The organism is Burkholderia sp., assembly GCF_018375725.1.
Taxonomy (GTDB): domain Bacteria; phylum Pseudomonadota; class Gammaproteobacteria; order Burkholderiales; family Burkholderiaceae; genus Burkholderia.
On the sequence record NZ_JAHACR010000083.1, the window covers coordinates 1 to 14,372 of the forward strand.

A 14,372-nucleotide genomic window follows, 5' to 3' on the forward strand; every position below is an offset into this window, starting at 1 on the left:
GCAGCGGGCTGGCTGACCGGTCCGTCGCCCGACCATGCGGTCGCATTCGCGCTGCCGCGACGCGACCGCAAGCTGCTGGTGCTGCTCGGCGTTTTCGTCATACTGTTCGCGCTACCGGTTCCCGGCAGCTACCAGGCAACGCTGTTGTGGCCCCGTCTCGCGGGAGCGGGCATGACGCTGTTCGGCGGCGGATTTTCCGCGCTGCCGGTGCTCAAGGCGCTGTTCGTCACGCCCGGGACCGGCATCTCCGATCACGACTTCACGCTCGCATTCGCGCTGTCGCCCGTATCGCCCGGGCCGCTGCTGAATGTCGTGCCGTTTCTCGGTTATCTGACAGACGGCTGGCGCGGCGCCCTGCTCGCGACCGCCGCCCTGTTCATTCCGTCCGGCTGCCTCGTCGTGTTCGCGCACCGCCATTTGTTCCGCCTCAAGCGTCACTCGCGTTTCGAACACGGGATGCGGCTGCTGCGCGCGGCGACGACCGGCTTTCTCGTCGTCGCGGTCGTGAAAATCCTGTACCGCGTGCCGGCCGATCCCGTCTACTGGCTCACCGGCACGTTCGCGGTGCTCTGCTTCGCGCGCTTCAAGGTGCCCGTGTTCGCGGTGTACGGAGCGGTCGCGATCGTATGCGGCGTATGGTTCTGGGCCGCGGCGTAGCAACCGAGCCCCGGTCATGCGAGTGCGCGCCGCGCGATCCAGCGTGCCCGCAGATGGTCATAGACGAGGTTGAAACAGAACGTATAAGGCAGGAAAAACAGCACGATGCCCAGGTCGAGCAGCAGCGCCTCCCACAGCCCGACCCCGAGCCACCAGGCGGCAAGCGGCACGACCAGCGCGACGAGGCCGAGCTCGAAGCCGAGCGCGTTCGCAATCCGCATGCGCATGTTGCGTACCAGCCCGAAACGCCGCTCGATGCGGTCGAACAGCGTGTTGAACGTCATGTTCCACGCCATCGCGATCAACGACACCATCACGGTCAGCGCACCGACGTGCGAAACCGGCATGTCGAGCAGCCACGCACCGACCGGCGCGCACAGCGCAATCGCGATCAGCTCGAACACCAGCGCATGCATCAACCGTTCCATGACTGTTTTGTTGGGATGTTTCATCGAAACCCTCCGATCAAATCTGACGAATACCCGACATTCTGATCGGCGCAATGCCGTTAATCCAATTTAGTATCATCGGTTTTTCCGATAATACGATAACAGGAGCGCACCGATGCGCCACGCCCCCGAAGCCCTGCTCGCGTTTGCCGAAGCCGCGCTGCTCGGCTCGTTCACGGCTGCAGCACGCAAGCTCGGCAAGCGCCAGTCGACGATTTCCGAGGCCATCGCAAATCTCGAGATCGATCTCGGCGTGCAGCTGTTCGACCGCTCGACACGCAGCCCGACGCTGACCGACGCCGGCCGCGCGCTGCTGCCGCAAGTGCGGCGCGCGCTGGAGGCCGGCGAAGCGATCGACCGCACCGCCGCGCGGCTCGCCAGCGGCGAGGAGGCGCGGCTGACGCTCGTGGTGTCGGACACCTATCAGTCGAAGCGATACGAGGAGACGCTCACTGCGCTCGAGCAGCGCTTTCCCGAACTGGAGCTGGAATGCCAGATCGCGGAACATGAGGACGTGATCGACCTGATCCAGCAGGGCCGTGCGCAACTCGGGCTGATGGCCGCGCGCACGGCGTACCCGGCGGAAATCGGTGCGGCGACGATCGCGGAAGAATCGGAGATCGGCCTGTTCGTCGGCCGCTCGCATGCGCTCGCCGCCTACGGCGACGCCGAGGTGCCGCACGCGGCACTGCGCGAGGCGCGCGAGTTGCGGCTCAATACCTACGTTGCACCGGACGGCCGCGGCGAGGGCGGCCAGCATGTCGCGGGCACGCGCCGCTGGTCGGCACCGAGCTACATGATGCTGCTGGAGATGGCCGTACTGGGATTCGGCTGGGCGGAGCTGCCGCGATGGATGGTCGACCATTTCGCCAGCGACCGGCTCTGCGAGCTACGCGCGCGAGGTTGGCCGCGCCGGGTGCCGGTCGATGCGGTGTGGTCGCGCGGCCGGCCGCTCGGCCCTGCCGGCGCGTGGCTGCTCGACGCGATGCTCGCGGGCTGAGCGCACGCCGGCTGACGCGTGCCGGCGCGCGCCGCCCCGATACTCAGAAACCGCGCGACAGCACGGCCGCGCCGATCGTCACGACACCGAGCACGAGGTTGACGACGACCAGCAGACGCACGGCGTTTACCGCCCGCGCGCCGTCCGGCCACTTCTGCGCCTGCACCGCGCGGCGGATGCGCGGGAACAGTGCAAACCGCACATGCCCGAAGATCAGCATCATCACGACGCCGAGACCGGCCATCGCATGCACCGGCCACGTCGCGTGCGCACCGCCGAACTGCATCAGCAGGAAACCGCCGGACAGCAGGATCACGATCACCGAACCCGCGACCCAGTTGAAGAAACGGCCGAATACCCCTTCGACCAGCGGCAGCCGCAATTGCGGCGACAGGTCGGACAGCGCCGGGCGCAGGCAGAAATGGGCGAACACCATCCCGCCTATCCACACGGCGACAGCCAGCAAATGAAGAAACAGCGCGACGGCGATAGCGTGGGACATGATGGAGATCCTGTTATTTGAGTGGAATGCGGCAAGCCTGGCAGGCGAGACGGGCCGGCGTTCCGCATCCGGCCGGCACGCACGCGCGCCCTCGGCCGACGACGGATGCGCCCGCACCGCGTGCGCGCATCGAGCGACATTCGACCGGCGCGGCGCGACGCGGTTCAGCCGCATGCCGGGATTTCACACTATTTTGCAAGTGCCGCGTGACGTCCCGTCGTTGCGCACGTAAAAAAACCGCACGAACGCCGAAGCGGTCGTGCGGTTTCGACAGCCAGCCGGCTCGCGCGCGGCGTCGGCGTCAGCCAAGCAGCGGGCGCAGTTCGCTGATGACCTTGAGCTTCGTGTCCGGCGTCCGGCCCTTGCGCGCACGCTTGCCGATATGCGGTGCCAGCCCCGCATACGACAAGGTTTCGTCCTGCGCCTTGCCGCCGCGGCCGGTGCCGATCAGCACGACGCCCGCCGGATCGATCGCGAGCGCCTGCACGAGCGTTTCCTTGTCTTCGAGCGCCATCAGGATCACGCCGCGGCCGCCGCCCGACTGCGTCTTCATCTCGTCCATGCCGAATACCAGCAGGCGGCCGCCGCTCGACAGGCATGCCACCTGTGTCGCATTCGGCAGCACCGGCATCGGCGCAAGCGGCGCCGCGCCCGCATCGATCGTCATGAACGCCTTGCCGGCCTTCACGCGGCTCACCATGTCGCCGACCTTCGCGATGAAGCCGTAACCGTTGTTCGACGCGAGCAGCAGGCGTTGTTCGTCCGCCGCCGCGAAGTAATGCATCAGGTGCGAACCGGACTCCAGCTCGATCAGCGACGTGACCGGCACGCCGTCGCCGCGGCCGCCCGGCAGCACCGACACATCCACCGAATAGACGCGTCCGTTGCTGCCCCACGCGATCAGCTTGTCGGGCGTGCGGCACTGGAATGCCGCATACAGCGCATCGCCGGCCTTGAACGAGAAGCCGGCCGGGTCAAGACCGTGGCCCTTCAGCGCGCGCACCCAGCCCTTCTGCGACACGACCACCGTCACCGGCTCGTCGACCACCTTCGCTTCGAACGTCGCGCGCTTTTCCTGCTGGATCAGCGTCCGGCGATCGTCGCCGTACTGTTTCGCGTCGGCCTCGATCTCCTTGATCATCAGCCGCTTCATCGCGCTTTCGTTCGCGAGCAGTTCCTCGAGCTTCGCCTTTTCGTCGCGCAGCGCCTCGAGCTCCTTCTCGATCTTGATCTTCTCGAGCCGCGCCAGCTGGCGCAGACGGATTTCGAGAATGTCGTCGGCCTGGCGCTCGCTGAGGCCGAATGCGCTCATCAGCGCGGCCTTCGGCTCGTCCGACTCGCGGATGATGTGGATCACCTCGTCGATGTTCAGGAAGACGATCATCCGCCCTTCGAGAATGTGGATGCGGTCGTCGACCTTGCCGAGACGATGGCGGCAACGGCGCGTCACCGTGATCTGGCGGAACCGGACCCACTCGTCGAGGATCGTCAGCAGCCCCTTCTGGCCGGGACGGCCGTCGGCGCCGACCATCACGAGGTTCAGCGCGGCGTTCGATTCGAGGCTCGTATGGGCGAGCAGCGAATGGACGAACTCGGTCTGGTCGATCGTGCGCGACTTCGGCTCGAAAACGAGCCGCACCGGCGCATCCTTGCCCGATTCGTCGCGCACCGCGTCGAGCAGGTCGAGCATCGCCTTCTTCGTGCCGAGCTGCTCGGGCGACAGCGTCTTCTTGTTCTGCTTGAGCTTCGGATTGGTCAGTTCCTCGATTTCCTCGAGCACCTTCTGACACGATGTGTTCGGCGGCAATTCGGTGACGACGAGCTGCCACTGGCCGCGCGCGAGATCCTCGATCTTCCAGCGCGCCCGCACCTTCAGGCTGCCGCGGCCCGATTCGTAGGCAGCCGAGATTTCCGCGTCGCTCGAAATGATCTGGCCGCCGCCCGGAAAGTCCGGGCCGGGAATCAATGCCATCAGCTCCGCATGCGTGAGCTTCGGATGGCGGATCAGCGCAACCGCCGCCGCCGCGACCTCGCTCAGGTTGTGCGACGGAATCTCGGTCGCCAGACCGACCGCGATGCCCGACGCGCCGTTCAGCAGCACGAACGGCAAGCGGCCGGGCAGCGTCTTGGGCTCTTCGAACGAGCCGTCGTAGTTCGGCATGAAATCGACCGTCCCCGCGTCGATCTCGTCGAGCAGAAGCTTCGAGATCGGCGTCAGGCGTGCTTCGGTGTAACGCATCGCCGCTGCGCCGTCGCCATCGCGCGAGCCGAAGTTGCCCTGCCCGTCGATCAGCGGATAGCGCAGCGAGAAGTCCTGTGCGAGACGCACGAGCGCGTCGTATGCGGACTGATCGCCGTGCGGGTGGTATTTACCGAGCACGTCGCCGACCACGCGCGCCGATTTCACCGGCTTTGCATCGGGGCCGAGGCCCATTTCGTTCATTGCATAGAGAATCCGGCGCTGCACCGGCTTCTGGCCGTCGCAAACATCCGGCAGCGCGCGGCCCTTCACGACGCTGACCGCATAGCTGAGATACGCCTGCTCCGCATAATTGCCGAGCGTCAGCGCATCGCCTTCGGGCGCGTCCGACCCGGCGAAAAGGTCGGGAGTGTTGTCGTCCATCTGAATTCCGTGTTCGTGTGTGTCGCGAGTTCCGGCCGGGATGCATGCCCGGCCACGCTCCGCAGGAAAATGCCGGGCCGCCCCGGTATTCCTGTCCCCACGCGGGACGGGCCCGCATCGCGAGCCCCGGAGACGCTTAAATATCCGCTTCGACTTCGTTGCCCTTTTCCTCGAGCCAGCCGCGACGCGCGGCCGCCTCGCCCTTGCCCATCAGCATCGTCATGCGCGCGACCGTCGACTCGTAGTCGAGTTCGCCGAGCACGACCGGCATCAGGCGGCGGGTGTCGGGGTTCATCGTCGTATCCCACAGCTGCTCGGCGCTCATTTCACCGAGGCCCTTGAAGCGGCTGATGCTCCACTGCGTGTCGCGCACGCCGTCCTTGCGCAGCTTGTCGAGGATCGCTTCCAGCTCGCCTTCGTCGAGCGCATAGAGCTTCTGCGCGGGCTTCTTGCCGCGCGCGGGCGCATCGACGCGGAACAGCGGCGGCCGCGCGACATACACATGATCGCGCTCGATCAGTTGCGGGAAGTGCCGGAAGAACAGCGTGAGCAGCAGCACCTGGATGTGCGAGCCGTCGACGTCGGCGTCCGACAGGATGCAGATCTTGCCGTAGCGCAGGTTCGACAGGTCGACGTTGTCGTCCGGGCCGTGCGGATCGACGCCGATCGCGACCGAGATGTCGTGCACCTCGTTGTTCGCGAACAGGCGGTCGCGCTCGGTCTCCCACGTGTTGAGCACCTTGCCGCGCAGCGGCAGGATCGCCTGGTATTCCTTGTCGCGGCCCATCTTCGCCGAACCGCCCGCCGAGTCGCCCTCGACGAGGAACAGCTCGTTGCGCGCGATGTCCTCGGATTCGCAGTCGGTCAGCTTGCCGGGCAGCACCGCGACGCCGGAACTCTTGCGCTTCTCGACTTTCTGGCCCGCGCGCGTGCGCGCCTGCGCCTGCTTGATCACGAGCTCCGCGAGCTTCTTGCCGTGCTCGACGTGCTGATTGAGCCACAGTTCGAGCGCCGGGCGCGAGAACGACGACACGAGCTTCACCGCGTCGCGGCTGTTGAGGCGCTCCTTGATCTGGCCTTGGAACTGCGGATCGAGCACCTTCGCGGACAGCACGAACGACACGCGCGCGAACACGTCCTCGGCGAGCAGCTTCACGCCTTTCGGCTGCAGGTTGTGCAGCTCGACGAAGCTCTTCACCGCCTGATAGAGACCGTCGCGCAGACCGGATTCGTGCGTGCCGCCGGCCGGCGTCGGAATCAGGTTCACATACGATTCGCGCACGAGCGAACCTTCCTCGCTCCACGCGACGACCCACGACGCGCCCTCGCCGTCGGCGAACGTGTCGTCGCCCGAACGTGAATCGGCGAAGCGCTCTCCTTCGAACAGCGGAATCAGCAGTTCGCTGCCGTTCATTTCGTCGAGCAGGTAGCCGCGCAGGCCGTCGTCGTATTTCCAGCTCTGGCGCTCGCCGGTCTTCTCGTTGACGAGCACGACCTCGACACCGGGCAGCAGCACCGCCTTCGAACGCAGCAGGCGCTGCAACTCGCCGAGCGGCAGGTTCGCCGAGTCGAAATACTTCGGATTCGGCCAGACCTGCACGCGCGTGCCGGACTTCTTGCCGCCGCGGCCCGCGTTCTGTGTCGCGAGCGGCTTCACGACGTCGCCTTCCGCAAAGCCCAGCTCGGCGATCTTGCCGTCACGCCAGACCGTCACGTCGAGACGCGTCGCCAGCGCGTTGGTCACCGACACGCCGACGCCGTGCAGGCCGCCGGAAAACGTATACGCGCCGCCCGCGGCCTTGTCGAACTTGCCGCCTGCATGCAGCCGCGTAAACACGATCTCGACGACCGGCACGCCTTCTTCCGGGTGCAGGCCGAACGGAATGCCGCGCCCGTCGTCCTCGACGGACACGGAGTGGTCCGCGTGCAGCGTCACGGTGATCTGCTTGCCGTAGCCGCCGAGCGCCTCGTCCGACGCGTTGTCGATGACTTCCTGAATGATGTGCAGCGGATTCTCGGTACGGGTGTACATGCCGGGCCGCTGCTTGACCGGCTCGAGACCCTTGAGCACCTTGATCGATGCTTCGCTATAGGCCGCGCTGGGCTTCTTCGTTGACATAGGCGCTGATGTTCGTCGTTCGTCGTGACGTTGTCCACATCTCGTGTGGATAACGTCGTGGACAAAACGTTGAGTTTCGTAAAAAGGCGAATCGAAACAATGTGGTACTTGAACTGCTCCGAAAGCGGGCGTACGGCACAGGCCGTGCCGCCCGAAACGCGCGGTATTTTACTGGTTCCGCGCGGCGTGCCGCGGGTCGATTGGCACGCCTGCGCCGCATTGGCGCGGTATCGCGCGCACGGCGGCCGGCGCGGCCGCACCGCACCGCACCGCACCGCACGCGCGACACATTACGACGGCTTGCGCTTCGCTTCGAGCGTTTCCCACCGTTCGAGCGCGGCAAGCAGTTCGTCGTCGATCGCGGCAAACCGCTCGGTCAGGCGTGTGCCCTCCTGCGGATCCTTCGCGAAGATCGAGCCATCCTCGAGCTGGGCGCCAATCGTCTTCTGCTCTTCCTCGAGCGCCGCGATGCGATCCGGCAACGCGTCGAGTTCGCGCTGCTCGTTGAACGACAGCTTCACCGTGCGCTGCGCGTTGCGGCCCGCCGCGCTTTTCGCCGGCTCGTCCTTCGCGGGCAGCGCATCCTTTGTCGCGCGCTTCGCGCCTTCCTGCTGCGCAAGCTGCGCGGCGCGCTGGCTCTGGGTCAGCCAGTCGGTGAAGCCGCCGACATATTCGCGCCAGCGCGCATCGCCTTCGTAGGCGATCACCGACGTGACGACGTTGTCGAGGAACGCACGGTCGTGGCTGACGAGCAGCACGGTGCCGTCGTAGTCGGTCAGCAGTTCCTCGAGCAGTTCGAGCGTCGGGATGTCGAGGTCGTTGGTCGGCTCGTCGAGCACCAGCACGTTCGCCGGGCGCGCGAACAGGCGCGCGAGCAGCAGCCGGTTGCGCTCGCCGCCCGACAGCGACTTCACCGGCGAACGCGCGCGCTCCGGCGCGAACAGGAAATCGCCGAGATAGCTCATCACATGCTTGCGGTTGCCGCCGATCTCGACCCACTCGCTGCCGGGGCTGATCGTGTCGGCCAGGCTCATCTCCGGATCGAGCTGGGCGCGCATCTGGTCGAAGTACGCGACCTGCAGGTTCGTGCCGGTGCGCACCGTGCCCTCGTCCGGCTTGAGCTCGCCGAGAATCAGCTTGAGCAGCGTGGTCTTGCCCACGCCGTTCGGGCCGACGAGGCCGATCTTGTCGCCGCGCATCACCGTCGACGAGAAGCGATCGATATACGTGCGGCCTTCGAAGCGCAACGTCACGTCAGTCAGTTCCGCGACGATCTTGCCGGACTTCTCGCCCTGCGCGACGTCGAGCTTCACATTGCCTTGCGCGTTGCGGCGCTCGGCGCGATCGAGGCGCATCTGCTCGAGCCGCGCAATGCGGCCGACGCTGCGCGTACGCCGCGCCTCGACGCCCTTGCGGATCCAGACCTCTTCCTGGGCGAGCAGCTTGTCGAACTTCTCGTTCTCGACGCGCTCGACTTCGAGCTGCTGCGCCTTGCGCGTCTGGTACGCGGAGAAATTGCCCGGATACGACAGCAGGCGGCCGCGGTCGAGCTCGACGATGCGCGTCGCGACACGGTCGAGGAACGTGCGGTCGTGCGTGATGAACAGCAGGCCGAAGCGCTGCGTGACGAGCAGTTCCTCGAGCCAGCGGATGCCGTCGAAGTCGAGGTGGTTGGTCGGCTCGTCGAGCAGCAGGATGTCGGGCTGCAACACGAGCGCCCGCGCCAGCGCGACGCGCTTCTGCATGCCGCCCGACAGGGATTCGACCCGTGCGTCGCCGTCGAGGCCGATCTGCGCGAGCGTCGTCGACACGCGCGTGCGCCAGCTCCACGCATCGTGCGCGTCGAGCGACGACTGCAATGCGTTCATCCGCGCGAGCAGCGCGTCGTGCTCGGCGCCTTCGGGCGTTTCCGCGAGACGGTGAACGATCGTGTCGTATTCGTCGAGCAGCTCGCGCGTATGAGTGAGGCCCGATGCCACCGCATCGAACACGGTCACGCCCGGCTCGAATTCGGGCTCCTGCGGCACATAGACGGTCACGAGCTCCTGCTGGCGCGTGACGAGCCCGTCATCCGGCTTCGCGAGGCCGGCGACGATTTTCAGGAGCGACGACTTGCCCGCGCCGTTTCGGCCGATCAGGCCGACGCGTTCGCCGGCCTCGAGCGAGAAATCCGCGTGATCGAGCAACGCGACGTGACCGAACGCGAGCTGCGCGCCGGTAATGGAATAGAGCGACATGGGAAAGGAAGACGGCGAAGAGAATCGGAAGCGCTCATTGTACCGGTGGCGAGAGCCGCCACCGGTGCGGCCAAACGGACAATGCCGAAGGCGCGGCTCGAAACAGCCGCGCGCACGGCGGCGGGCGCCCTGCGCGCGCGGCGCTTACTTCACGTTGATCGTGATGGTCTGGCTCACGTCGGGGCCGTACGAACGGTGTGCGCCGTCGCCGAACTGCAGCGTCAGCGTGTGCTGGCCGGGCGGCAGCGTCACGTCGGTCTCGGTCTGGCCCTTGCCGAAGTGCAGCGAGTGGTCGGTCGCGGGGATGACTTCGCCCTTCGGCAGCGGCTTGCCGTCGATCAGCAGATGATGATGGCCGGTATCGGGCGTCATGGTGCCGGCCGGCTTCAGTTCGGCGCCTTCGAGGCCGAACTTGACGTGCACGGGGCTCGACACCGTCGCGCCGTCCTTCGGTTCGACGAAGAACACCCGCGCCTCGGCCCACGCCATCGACGACACCGCCAGCGACGCCACGCACACCGCACCCGCGATCCACTTACTGTTGAGCATCTTCTTTCTCCTTGTGCTTCTGATTGACAGGCTCACGAAGCATACACCGCATGCATGCGGCGCGCGACGCCGCGGCGAGGTTCGCGATGCGCACGTTTAAAACGACGTTGAAGTCGAGATCGGCGAAATTCCGGTACTATTGCGCCTTTCGTCCGCCGGCCGCGCGCCGCGGACGGCAATACACAGTTTTCATCATCCTGAGCGCGACATGAGCGAAGTGACCGAATACCAGAGCTGGGTCTGCCTGATTTGCGGGTGGATCTATAACGAAGCGGAAGGGCTGCCCGACGAGGGCATCGCGCCCGGCACCCGGTTTGCCGACATTCCTGACGACTGGCGGTGCCCGCTGTGCGACGTCGGCAAGTCGGATTTCGTCGCCGTCGATTTCTGAGCGAAATGCGCGCGCCGGGCGCGATGCACGGCGCGCCGGCACGCATTCCGTCTGCCGATGCGGACGGACGTTTGCTATACTCTGCGCGCTGTCCACGCCGCAGCCCGGTTCGCGCCCCGCGCGACACGCCGGGCCAGGTCGCTCCCCGTAGTTCAATGGATAGAACAAGCGCCTCCTAAGCGCTAGATACAGGTTCGATTCCTGTCGGGGGGACCAGTCATGCCCCAAGCGACCCCCAAGGTTCACAAGAAAAAGCCCGCTCAGCCCCGTCTGGCGGGCTTTTTTGCTTCTATCGTTACCCAGGGTTACCCAGTGACAGCCAGAGAATCTGCTGGTATTTTTGCTGGCATCTCCAGATACCAGCAATCGAGATACCAGCAGATGCCCCTCACTGACGTGCAGGTATCTGCCAGAACGCATACGAATGACGCAGGCATGAGGCGATCATCTCGACCGCCTCAAGGCTGAGGCGGAAGTCATCCGTATCGCGTCAGCCCGTTAGCGGGCCAACATCGCCCGCGCCAATTCGCCAACGTCCCCTCACTGCCAACGATGGGAGTGGGCACCTGTTTAAGTTGCTCGCAGATATCCCGGGGTATCTGCCGCTTACCGCCCCATCTCTGTCCTTGCACGTCTCATCACGCAATCGGCGGCTGCGGATATGCAGCGGTCATTGGTTTATTCGCGGCAGTCGGCCCCTCTTCGGCGACTGTTGCCGACATCGCAGTTACGCGGTTCCGATCAGCACGTCGGCGGGAATATGCAGTCCAGCGTGCAGCTTGCGGATCATGGCGAGGCTCAACGCGCGCCGGCCGGCCAGCACTTCATACACGCGGTTGCTGCTCCCGATGTATGGCTGCATGTCGGGAACCGACAGGCCCGCCTGTTCCATCCGGAATTTGATCGCGTCGATCGGGTTCGGCGCCGCAATCGGGAAGTGCTCGGCCTCATACTTCTCGACAAGGATCGCCAGAATCTCCAACTCGTCACCTTCCGGCGTGCCAGGAGCAGGATCCATGTCGACGAGCGCGGACACCGCCTTCAGGGCAGCCTCGTAATCGGCCTCGGTTCGAATCGGGTGAATGTCCATCTCGTTACTCCATTTCTACGGTTGCCGCATCGACCTTGTCGTATTCCGCGTGCGTGCCGACAAACTTCACATACACCACGCCGATCTGATAGGCCATCGCGACGATCAACCGGAAGTCGTTGCCCTTGATGTTAAAAACCACGCGGTTCCGACCGACGAAGCTGGCGCTGGCGTACTGATCCTTGATGTTCTGCGGGGTCTTCCAGTCGGCCTTCGACGCTTCCGCGTGCCACGCCAACAACGGCTGTTCGGCTTGCGCGTGACGCGCGATGAAGGCGCGACCACCACACGAATCGCGCATCGCCGCATCGACGCACACCCGCCTGCCACTACCCTGCCCCTCGATCCACCGCCCGTCCCGAATAGACACGGCCGAGCGCCTCTGATACGTTTGTGCGGCACACCGGCGGGATAACCAGACGCACCCGGCATCGGCCATCACGCGACGGGAGGCCACGTGGACAAACGCATCGAAGCGCATGCACGGCCGGCCATCGCCTGGCATCTGCCGCCCTTCCCGCTGCTGGTCGCGCTGCTCGCCTACGCCATCGTGCTGTTCACGCCCGCGGTGCTGAACGACGCCGACACCTACTGGCACGTCGCGTCGGGCGACTGGATACTCGATCACCGCGCCGTGCCGCTCAGCGATCCCTTCTCGTTCACCGTTCCAGGTCGAACATGGGTCGCGCACGAATGGCTGGCCGAAGTGCTGATGTCGCTCGCGTACCGCGCCGGCGGATGGAGCGCGCTCGTGATCCTATTCGGCGTCGCCGCTGCCACGACCATCGGCGCCCTCGCCCACTACCTCGCGCGCTGGATGAAGCAACCGGCAGCAATGATCACGCTGGTGCTCGCCGCGGCATGCGTCAGCCCGAGCCTGCTCGCGCGTCCGCATTTGCTCGCGCTGCCGCTGTTGACGTTGTGGACGATCGGGCTGCTGACCGCGACGGAAAGAAAGACCGCGCCGCCGCTGTATCTGCTGCCGCTGATGACGATCTGGGCGAACCTGCACGGCAGTTTCGTGCTCGGTCTCGTGCTGGTTCCGCCGCTTGCGCTCGACGCCTTGCTCGCCGCGCGGCGCGATGCGACGCCTGGAAATGCCTGGCGCGACGACGCCATGCGCATCGTGCGCGGCTGGAGCCTGTTTCTGGTCTCCGCCGTTGCGGCGACGCTTCTCACGCCACACGGATGGCACGGCCTGTTCAATCCGTTCCAGCTCATGAGCCTGCAGCACAACGCCAGCATCGGCGAATGGCATCCGTTGAACCTGCTGACCCTTCAGCCGCTCGAACCGGCGCTCGCGGCGCTGCTCTATGTCGTCGTCACTCGCCGGATGCGCGTGCCAGCCGTGCGCATGCTGATGCTGCTCGGGCTGCTGTATCTCGCGTACCGTCACAGCCGGCACCAGATGGTGGCCGGCATTGTCGGCGCGGCGTTGCTGGCCGAACCGCTCGGCCGTGCGTTCGGTGCGAGCGCCCCATCCCCCGCCGGACGCCGCGCGCCGTTACCCGGATTCGTCGCCGTGCTCGTGTGCGCGATGCTGCTGGCCGCGCTCCGCTTCGCGCATCCGATCGTACGCGGCGACGGTCCGGTCTCACCGGTCACGGCTGTCGCCGCCGTACCGGCGCCTCTGCTGGATCAGCCCGTTTTCAACAGCTATGAATTCGGCGGCTATCTGATCTTCAGACATGTGAAGCCGTTCGTCGACGGCCGCGCGGACATGTACGGCGACGCGTTCATGTTCGCGTATATCGATGCGTTGAAGCCCGACCGCGCCGTGTTCGACCGGCTCGTTGCGCAATACCGGATCCGCTGGGCGCTGCTCGCGACAGGCAGCGCCGTCGCACAGATGGTCGCGACACTGCCCGGCTGGCGGCGCATTCATACGGACAACATCGCCACCGTGTTCGTCCGCGACGGGCCTTGACCGCGCGGCAGCGAGTCATCCTGCCGGGAAATCCGTCATCCGCCGGCACCGCACCGGCCTCGCATCCGCGCGGCATCGGCACGCGGCCGCCGTTATTGCGCATGCGCGCGATGCACGTCGCGTGACGCGTGCCACACGCGGTACCGCACTTCGAATCCGTCCGGCACATAGACAACGAGCGGCAACCGGCTGTTGTACCGCAGCAGCGAATCGTCGCCGCGCACCTGGACGAAGCGGTCGCGCGGCGACTGCTCCGGACAGGCCATCATCGTTGCCACCGGTCCTTTCACATCGGAGAGCCGGTAATACGGGTAACCCCAGCCCTGCACGGTCCCGGCGGCCAGTTCGCCGCCGAACCAGTGCGCGTTGCAGTCGGTCTGCATGGTCTTGCCGATCATCAGTTCGACGCGTGCGCCAGCCTCATCGTCGAGCGCCGGCAGTGCGATCGCCACACGTTGCTGACCGGACACCGGCAGCGGGAACATCTTGATCGACTCGGCTGGCACGGCGGCATCGGCGCCCGGCGCCGCCGCGCATGCCGCAGTGGCCGCCGTCAGGAAAACGGCAGTCACCGCGGTTCGAATGATGCATTTCATCGACATGCTCCTGAATGAGATACGACCCCGGATGCTAACAGGCGCGACGCCCGCCCTCAGCCATACGACCTTACGCCGCTGTAATTTTGAGACACAATTGCGGCCGAACTGCGCGCCCGGCGCGGCTTTCTTAATCAAAACAATGGAGAACACCATGATCAAGCTTATTGCCACCGCCGGCATCGCCACCCTGCTGACCGGCTGCGTCGTCGCACCCGATGCCGGGTACGGT

14 protein-coding genes, 1 tRNA gene and 1 pseudogene are annotated in these 14,372 nt (G+C 65.8%); 7 read left to right on the top strand and 9 right to left on the bottom strand.

Annotation, left to right across the window (positions count from 1 at the left end; translation table 11 throughout):
- Positions 1–657, top strand: a 657-nt coding sequence (locus KH616_RS11835; RefSeq protein ID WP_292244307.1) for a chromate transporter, incomplete at its 5' end; no start/stop codon positions are given.
- Positions 658–671: 14 nt separating this feature from the next.
- Here the strand turns inward: KH616_RS11835 and KH616_RS11840 are convergent.
- Positions 672–1,109, bottom strand: coding sequence for a multidrug/biocide efflux PACE transporter (locus KH616_RS11840; RefSeq protein WP_292244308.1), 438 nt, complete (start codon positions 1,107–1,109; stop codon positions 672–674).
- A gap of 112 nt (positions 1,110–1,221) precedes the next feature.
- On the opposite strand from KH616_RS11840, the gene KH616_RS11845 reads away from it, so the two are divergent.
- Positions 1,222–2,106, top strand: coding sequence for a LysR family transcriptional regulator (locus KH616_RS11845; RefSeq protein WP_292244309.1), 885 nt, complete (start codon positions 1,222–1,224; stop codon positions 2,104–2,106).
- A 43-nt stretch (positions 2,107–2,149) separates the two neighbouring features.
- Here the strand turns inward: KH616_RS11845 and KH616_RS11850 are convergent, their stop codons facing one another.
- The gene (locus tag KH616_RS11850; RefSeq protein WP_292244310.1) at positions 2,150–2,608 is read right to left on the bottom strand and encodes a CopD family protein; all 459 of its coding nucleotides are present in this window, start codon (positions 2,606–2,608) and stop codon (positions 2,150–2,152) included.
- Here KH616_RS11850 and KH616_RS11855 point away from each other — a divergent pair.
- The gene (locus tag KH616_RS11855; RefSeq protein WP_292244311.1) at positions 2,607–2,840 is read left to right on the top strand and encodes a hypothetical protein; all 234 of its coding nucleotides are present in this window, start codon (positions 2,607–2,609) and stop codon (positions 2,838–2,840) included. The two genes, KH616_RS11850 and KH616_RS11855, sit on opposite strands and share 2 nt — an antisense overlap.
- Positions 2,841–2,909: 69 nt before the next feature.
- Here KH616_RS11855 and parC read toward each other — a convergent pair whose 3' ends face one another.
- The 4 genes from parC to KH616_RS11875 all read right to left on the bottom strand — a co-directional run bounded on the left by parC (position 2,910) and on the right by KH616_RS11875 (position 10,136).
- Complete coding sequence (gene parC, locus KH616_RS11860; protein WP_292244312.1) at positions 2,910–5,231, bottom strand: DNA topoisomerase IV subunit A; 2,322 nt, start codon at positions 5,229–5,231, stop codon at positions 2,910–2,912.
- A 136-nt stretch (positions 5,232–5,367) separates the two neighbouring features.
- A complete protein-coding gene (locus KH616_RS11865) occupies positions 5,368–7,350 on the bottom strand; it encodes a DNA topoisomerase IV subunit B (protein WP_292244313.1) in 1,983 nt (660 codons plus the stop codon).
- A gap of 290 nt (positions 7,351–7,640) precedes the next feature.
- Positions 7,641–9,587: an ATP-binding cassette domain-containing protein gene (locus KH616_RS11870; protein WP_292244314.1), complete on the bottom strand. Its 1,947-nt coding sequence runs from the start codon at positions 9,585–9,587 to the stop codon at positions 7,641–7,643.
- A 144-nt stretch (positions 9,588–9,731) separates the two neighbouring features.
- The gene (locus KH616_RS11875; RefSeq protein WP_292244315.1) at positions 9,732–10,136 is read right to left on the bottom strand and encodes a DUF4399 domain-containing protein; all 405 of its coding nucleotides are present in this window, start codon (positions 10,134–10,136) and stop codon (positions 9,732–9,734) included.
- Positions 10,137–10,344: 208 nt separating this feature from the next.
- Here KH616_RS11875 and KH616_RS11880 point away from each other — a divergent pair, with 208 nt between their 5' ends.
- Positions 10,345–10,527, top strand: coding sequence for a rubredoxin (locus KH616_RS11880; RefSeq protein ID WP_292244316.1), 183 nt, complete (start codon positions 10,345–10,347; stop codon positions 10,525–10,527).
- A gap of 141 nt (positions 10,528–10,668) precedes the next feature.
- Positions 10,669–10,743: transfer RNA gene (locus KH616_RS11885), tRNA-Arg, on the top strand.
- A 511-nt stretch (positions 10,744–11,254) separates the two neighbouring features.
- Here the strand turns inward: KH616_RS11885 and KH616_RS11890 are convergent.
- Positions 11,255–11,617: a transcriptional regulator gene (locus tag KH616_RS11890; protein ID WP_292244317.1), complete on the bottom strand. Its 363-nt coding sequence runs from the start codon at positions 11,615–11,617 to the stop codon at positions 11,255–11,257.
- A 4-nt stretch (positions 11,618–11,621) separates the two neighbouring features.
- The gene (locus KH616_RS11895; protein WP_292244320.1) at positions 11,622–11,918 is read right to left on the bottom strand and encodes a type II toxin-antitoxin system HigB family toxin; all 297 of its coding nucleotides are present in this window, start codon (positions 11,916–11,918) and stop codon (positions 11,622–11,624) included.
- A 156-nt stretch (positions 11,919–12,074) separates the two neighbouring features.
- On the opposite strand from KH616_RS11895, the gene KH616_RS11900 reads away from it, so the two are divergent.
- Positions 12,075–13,544 carry a hypothetical protein gene (locus KH616_RS11900; protein WP_292244318.1) on the top strand — a complete coding sequence of 490 codons (1,470 nt, stop codon included), beginning with the start codon at positions 12,075–12,077 and terminating at the stop codon, positions 13,542–13,544.
- 92 nt (positions 13,545–13,636) lie between these two features.
- Here KH616_RS11900 and eco read toward each other — a convergent pair whose 3' ends face one another.
- A complete protein-coding gene (eco, locus tag KH616_RS11905) occupies positions 13,637–14,140 on the bottom strand; it encodes a serine protease inhibitor ecotin (RefSeq protein ID WP_292244319.1) in 504 nt (167 codons plus the stop codon).
- Between eco and KH616_RS11910 the strand changes: the two are divergent.
- Positions 14,127–14,372 (top strand): annotated as a pseudogene (locus KH616_RS11910) (hypothetical protein); the annotation flags it as partial. The gene eco and the pseudogene KH616_RS11910 overlap by 14 nt on opposite strands.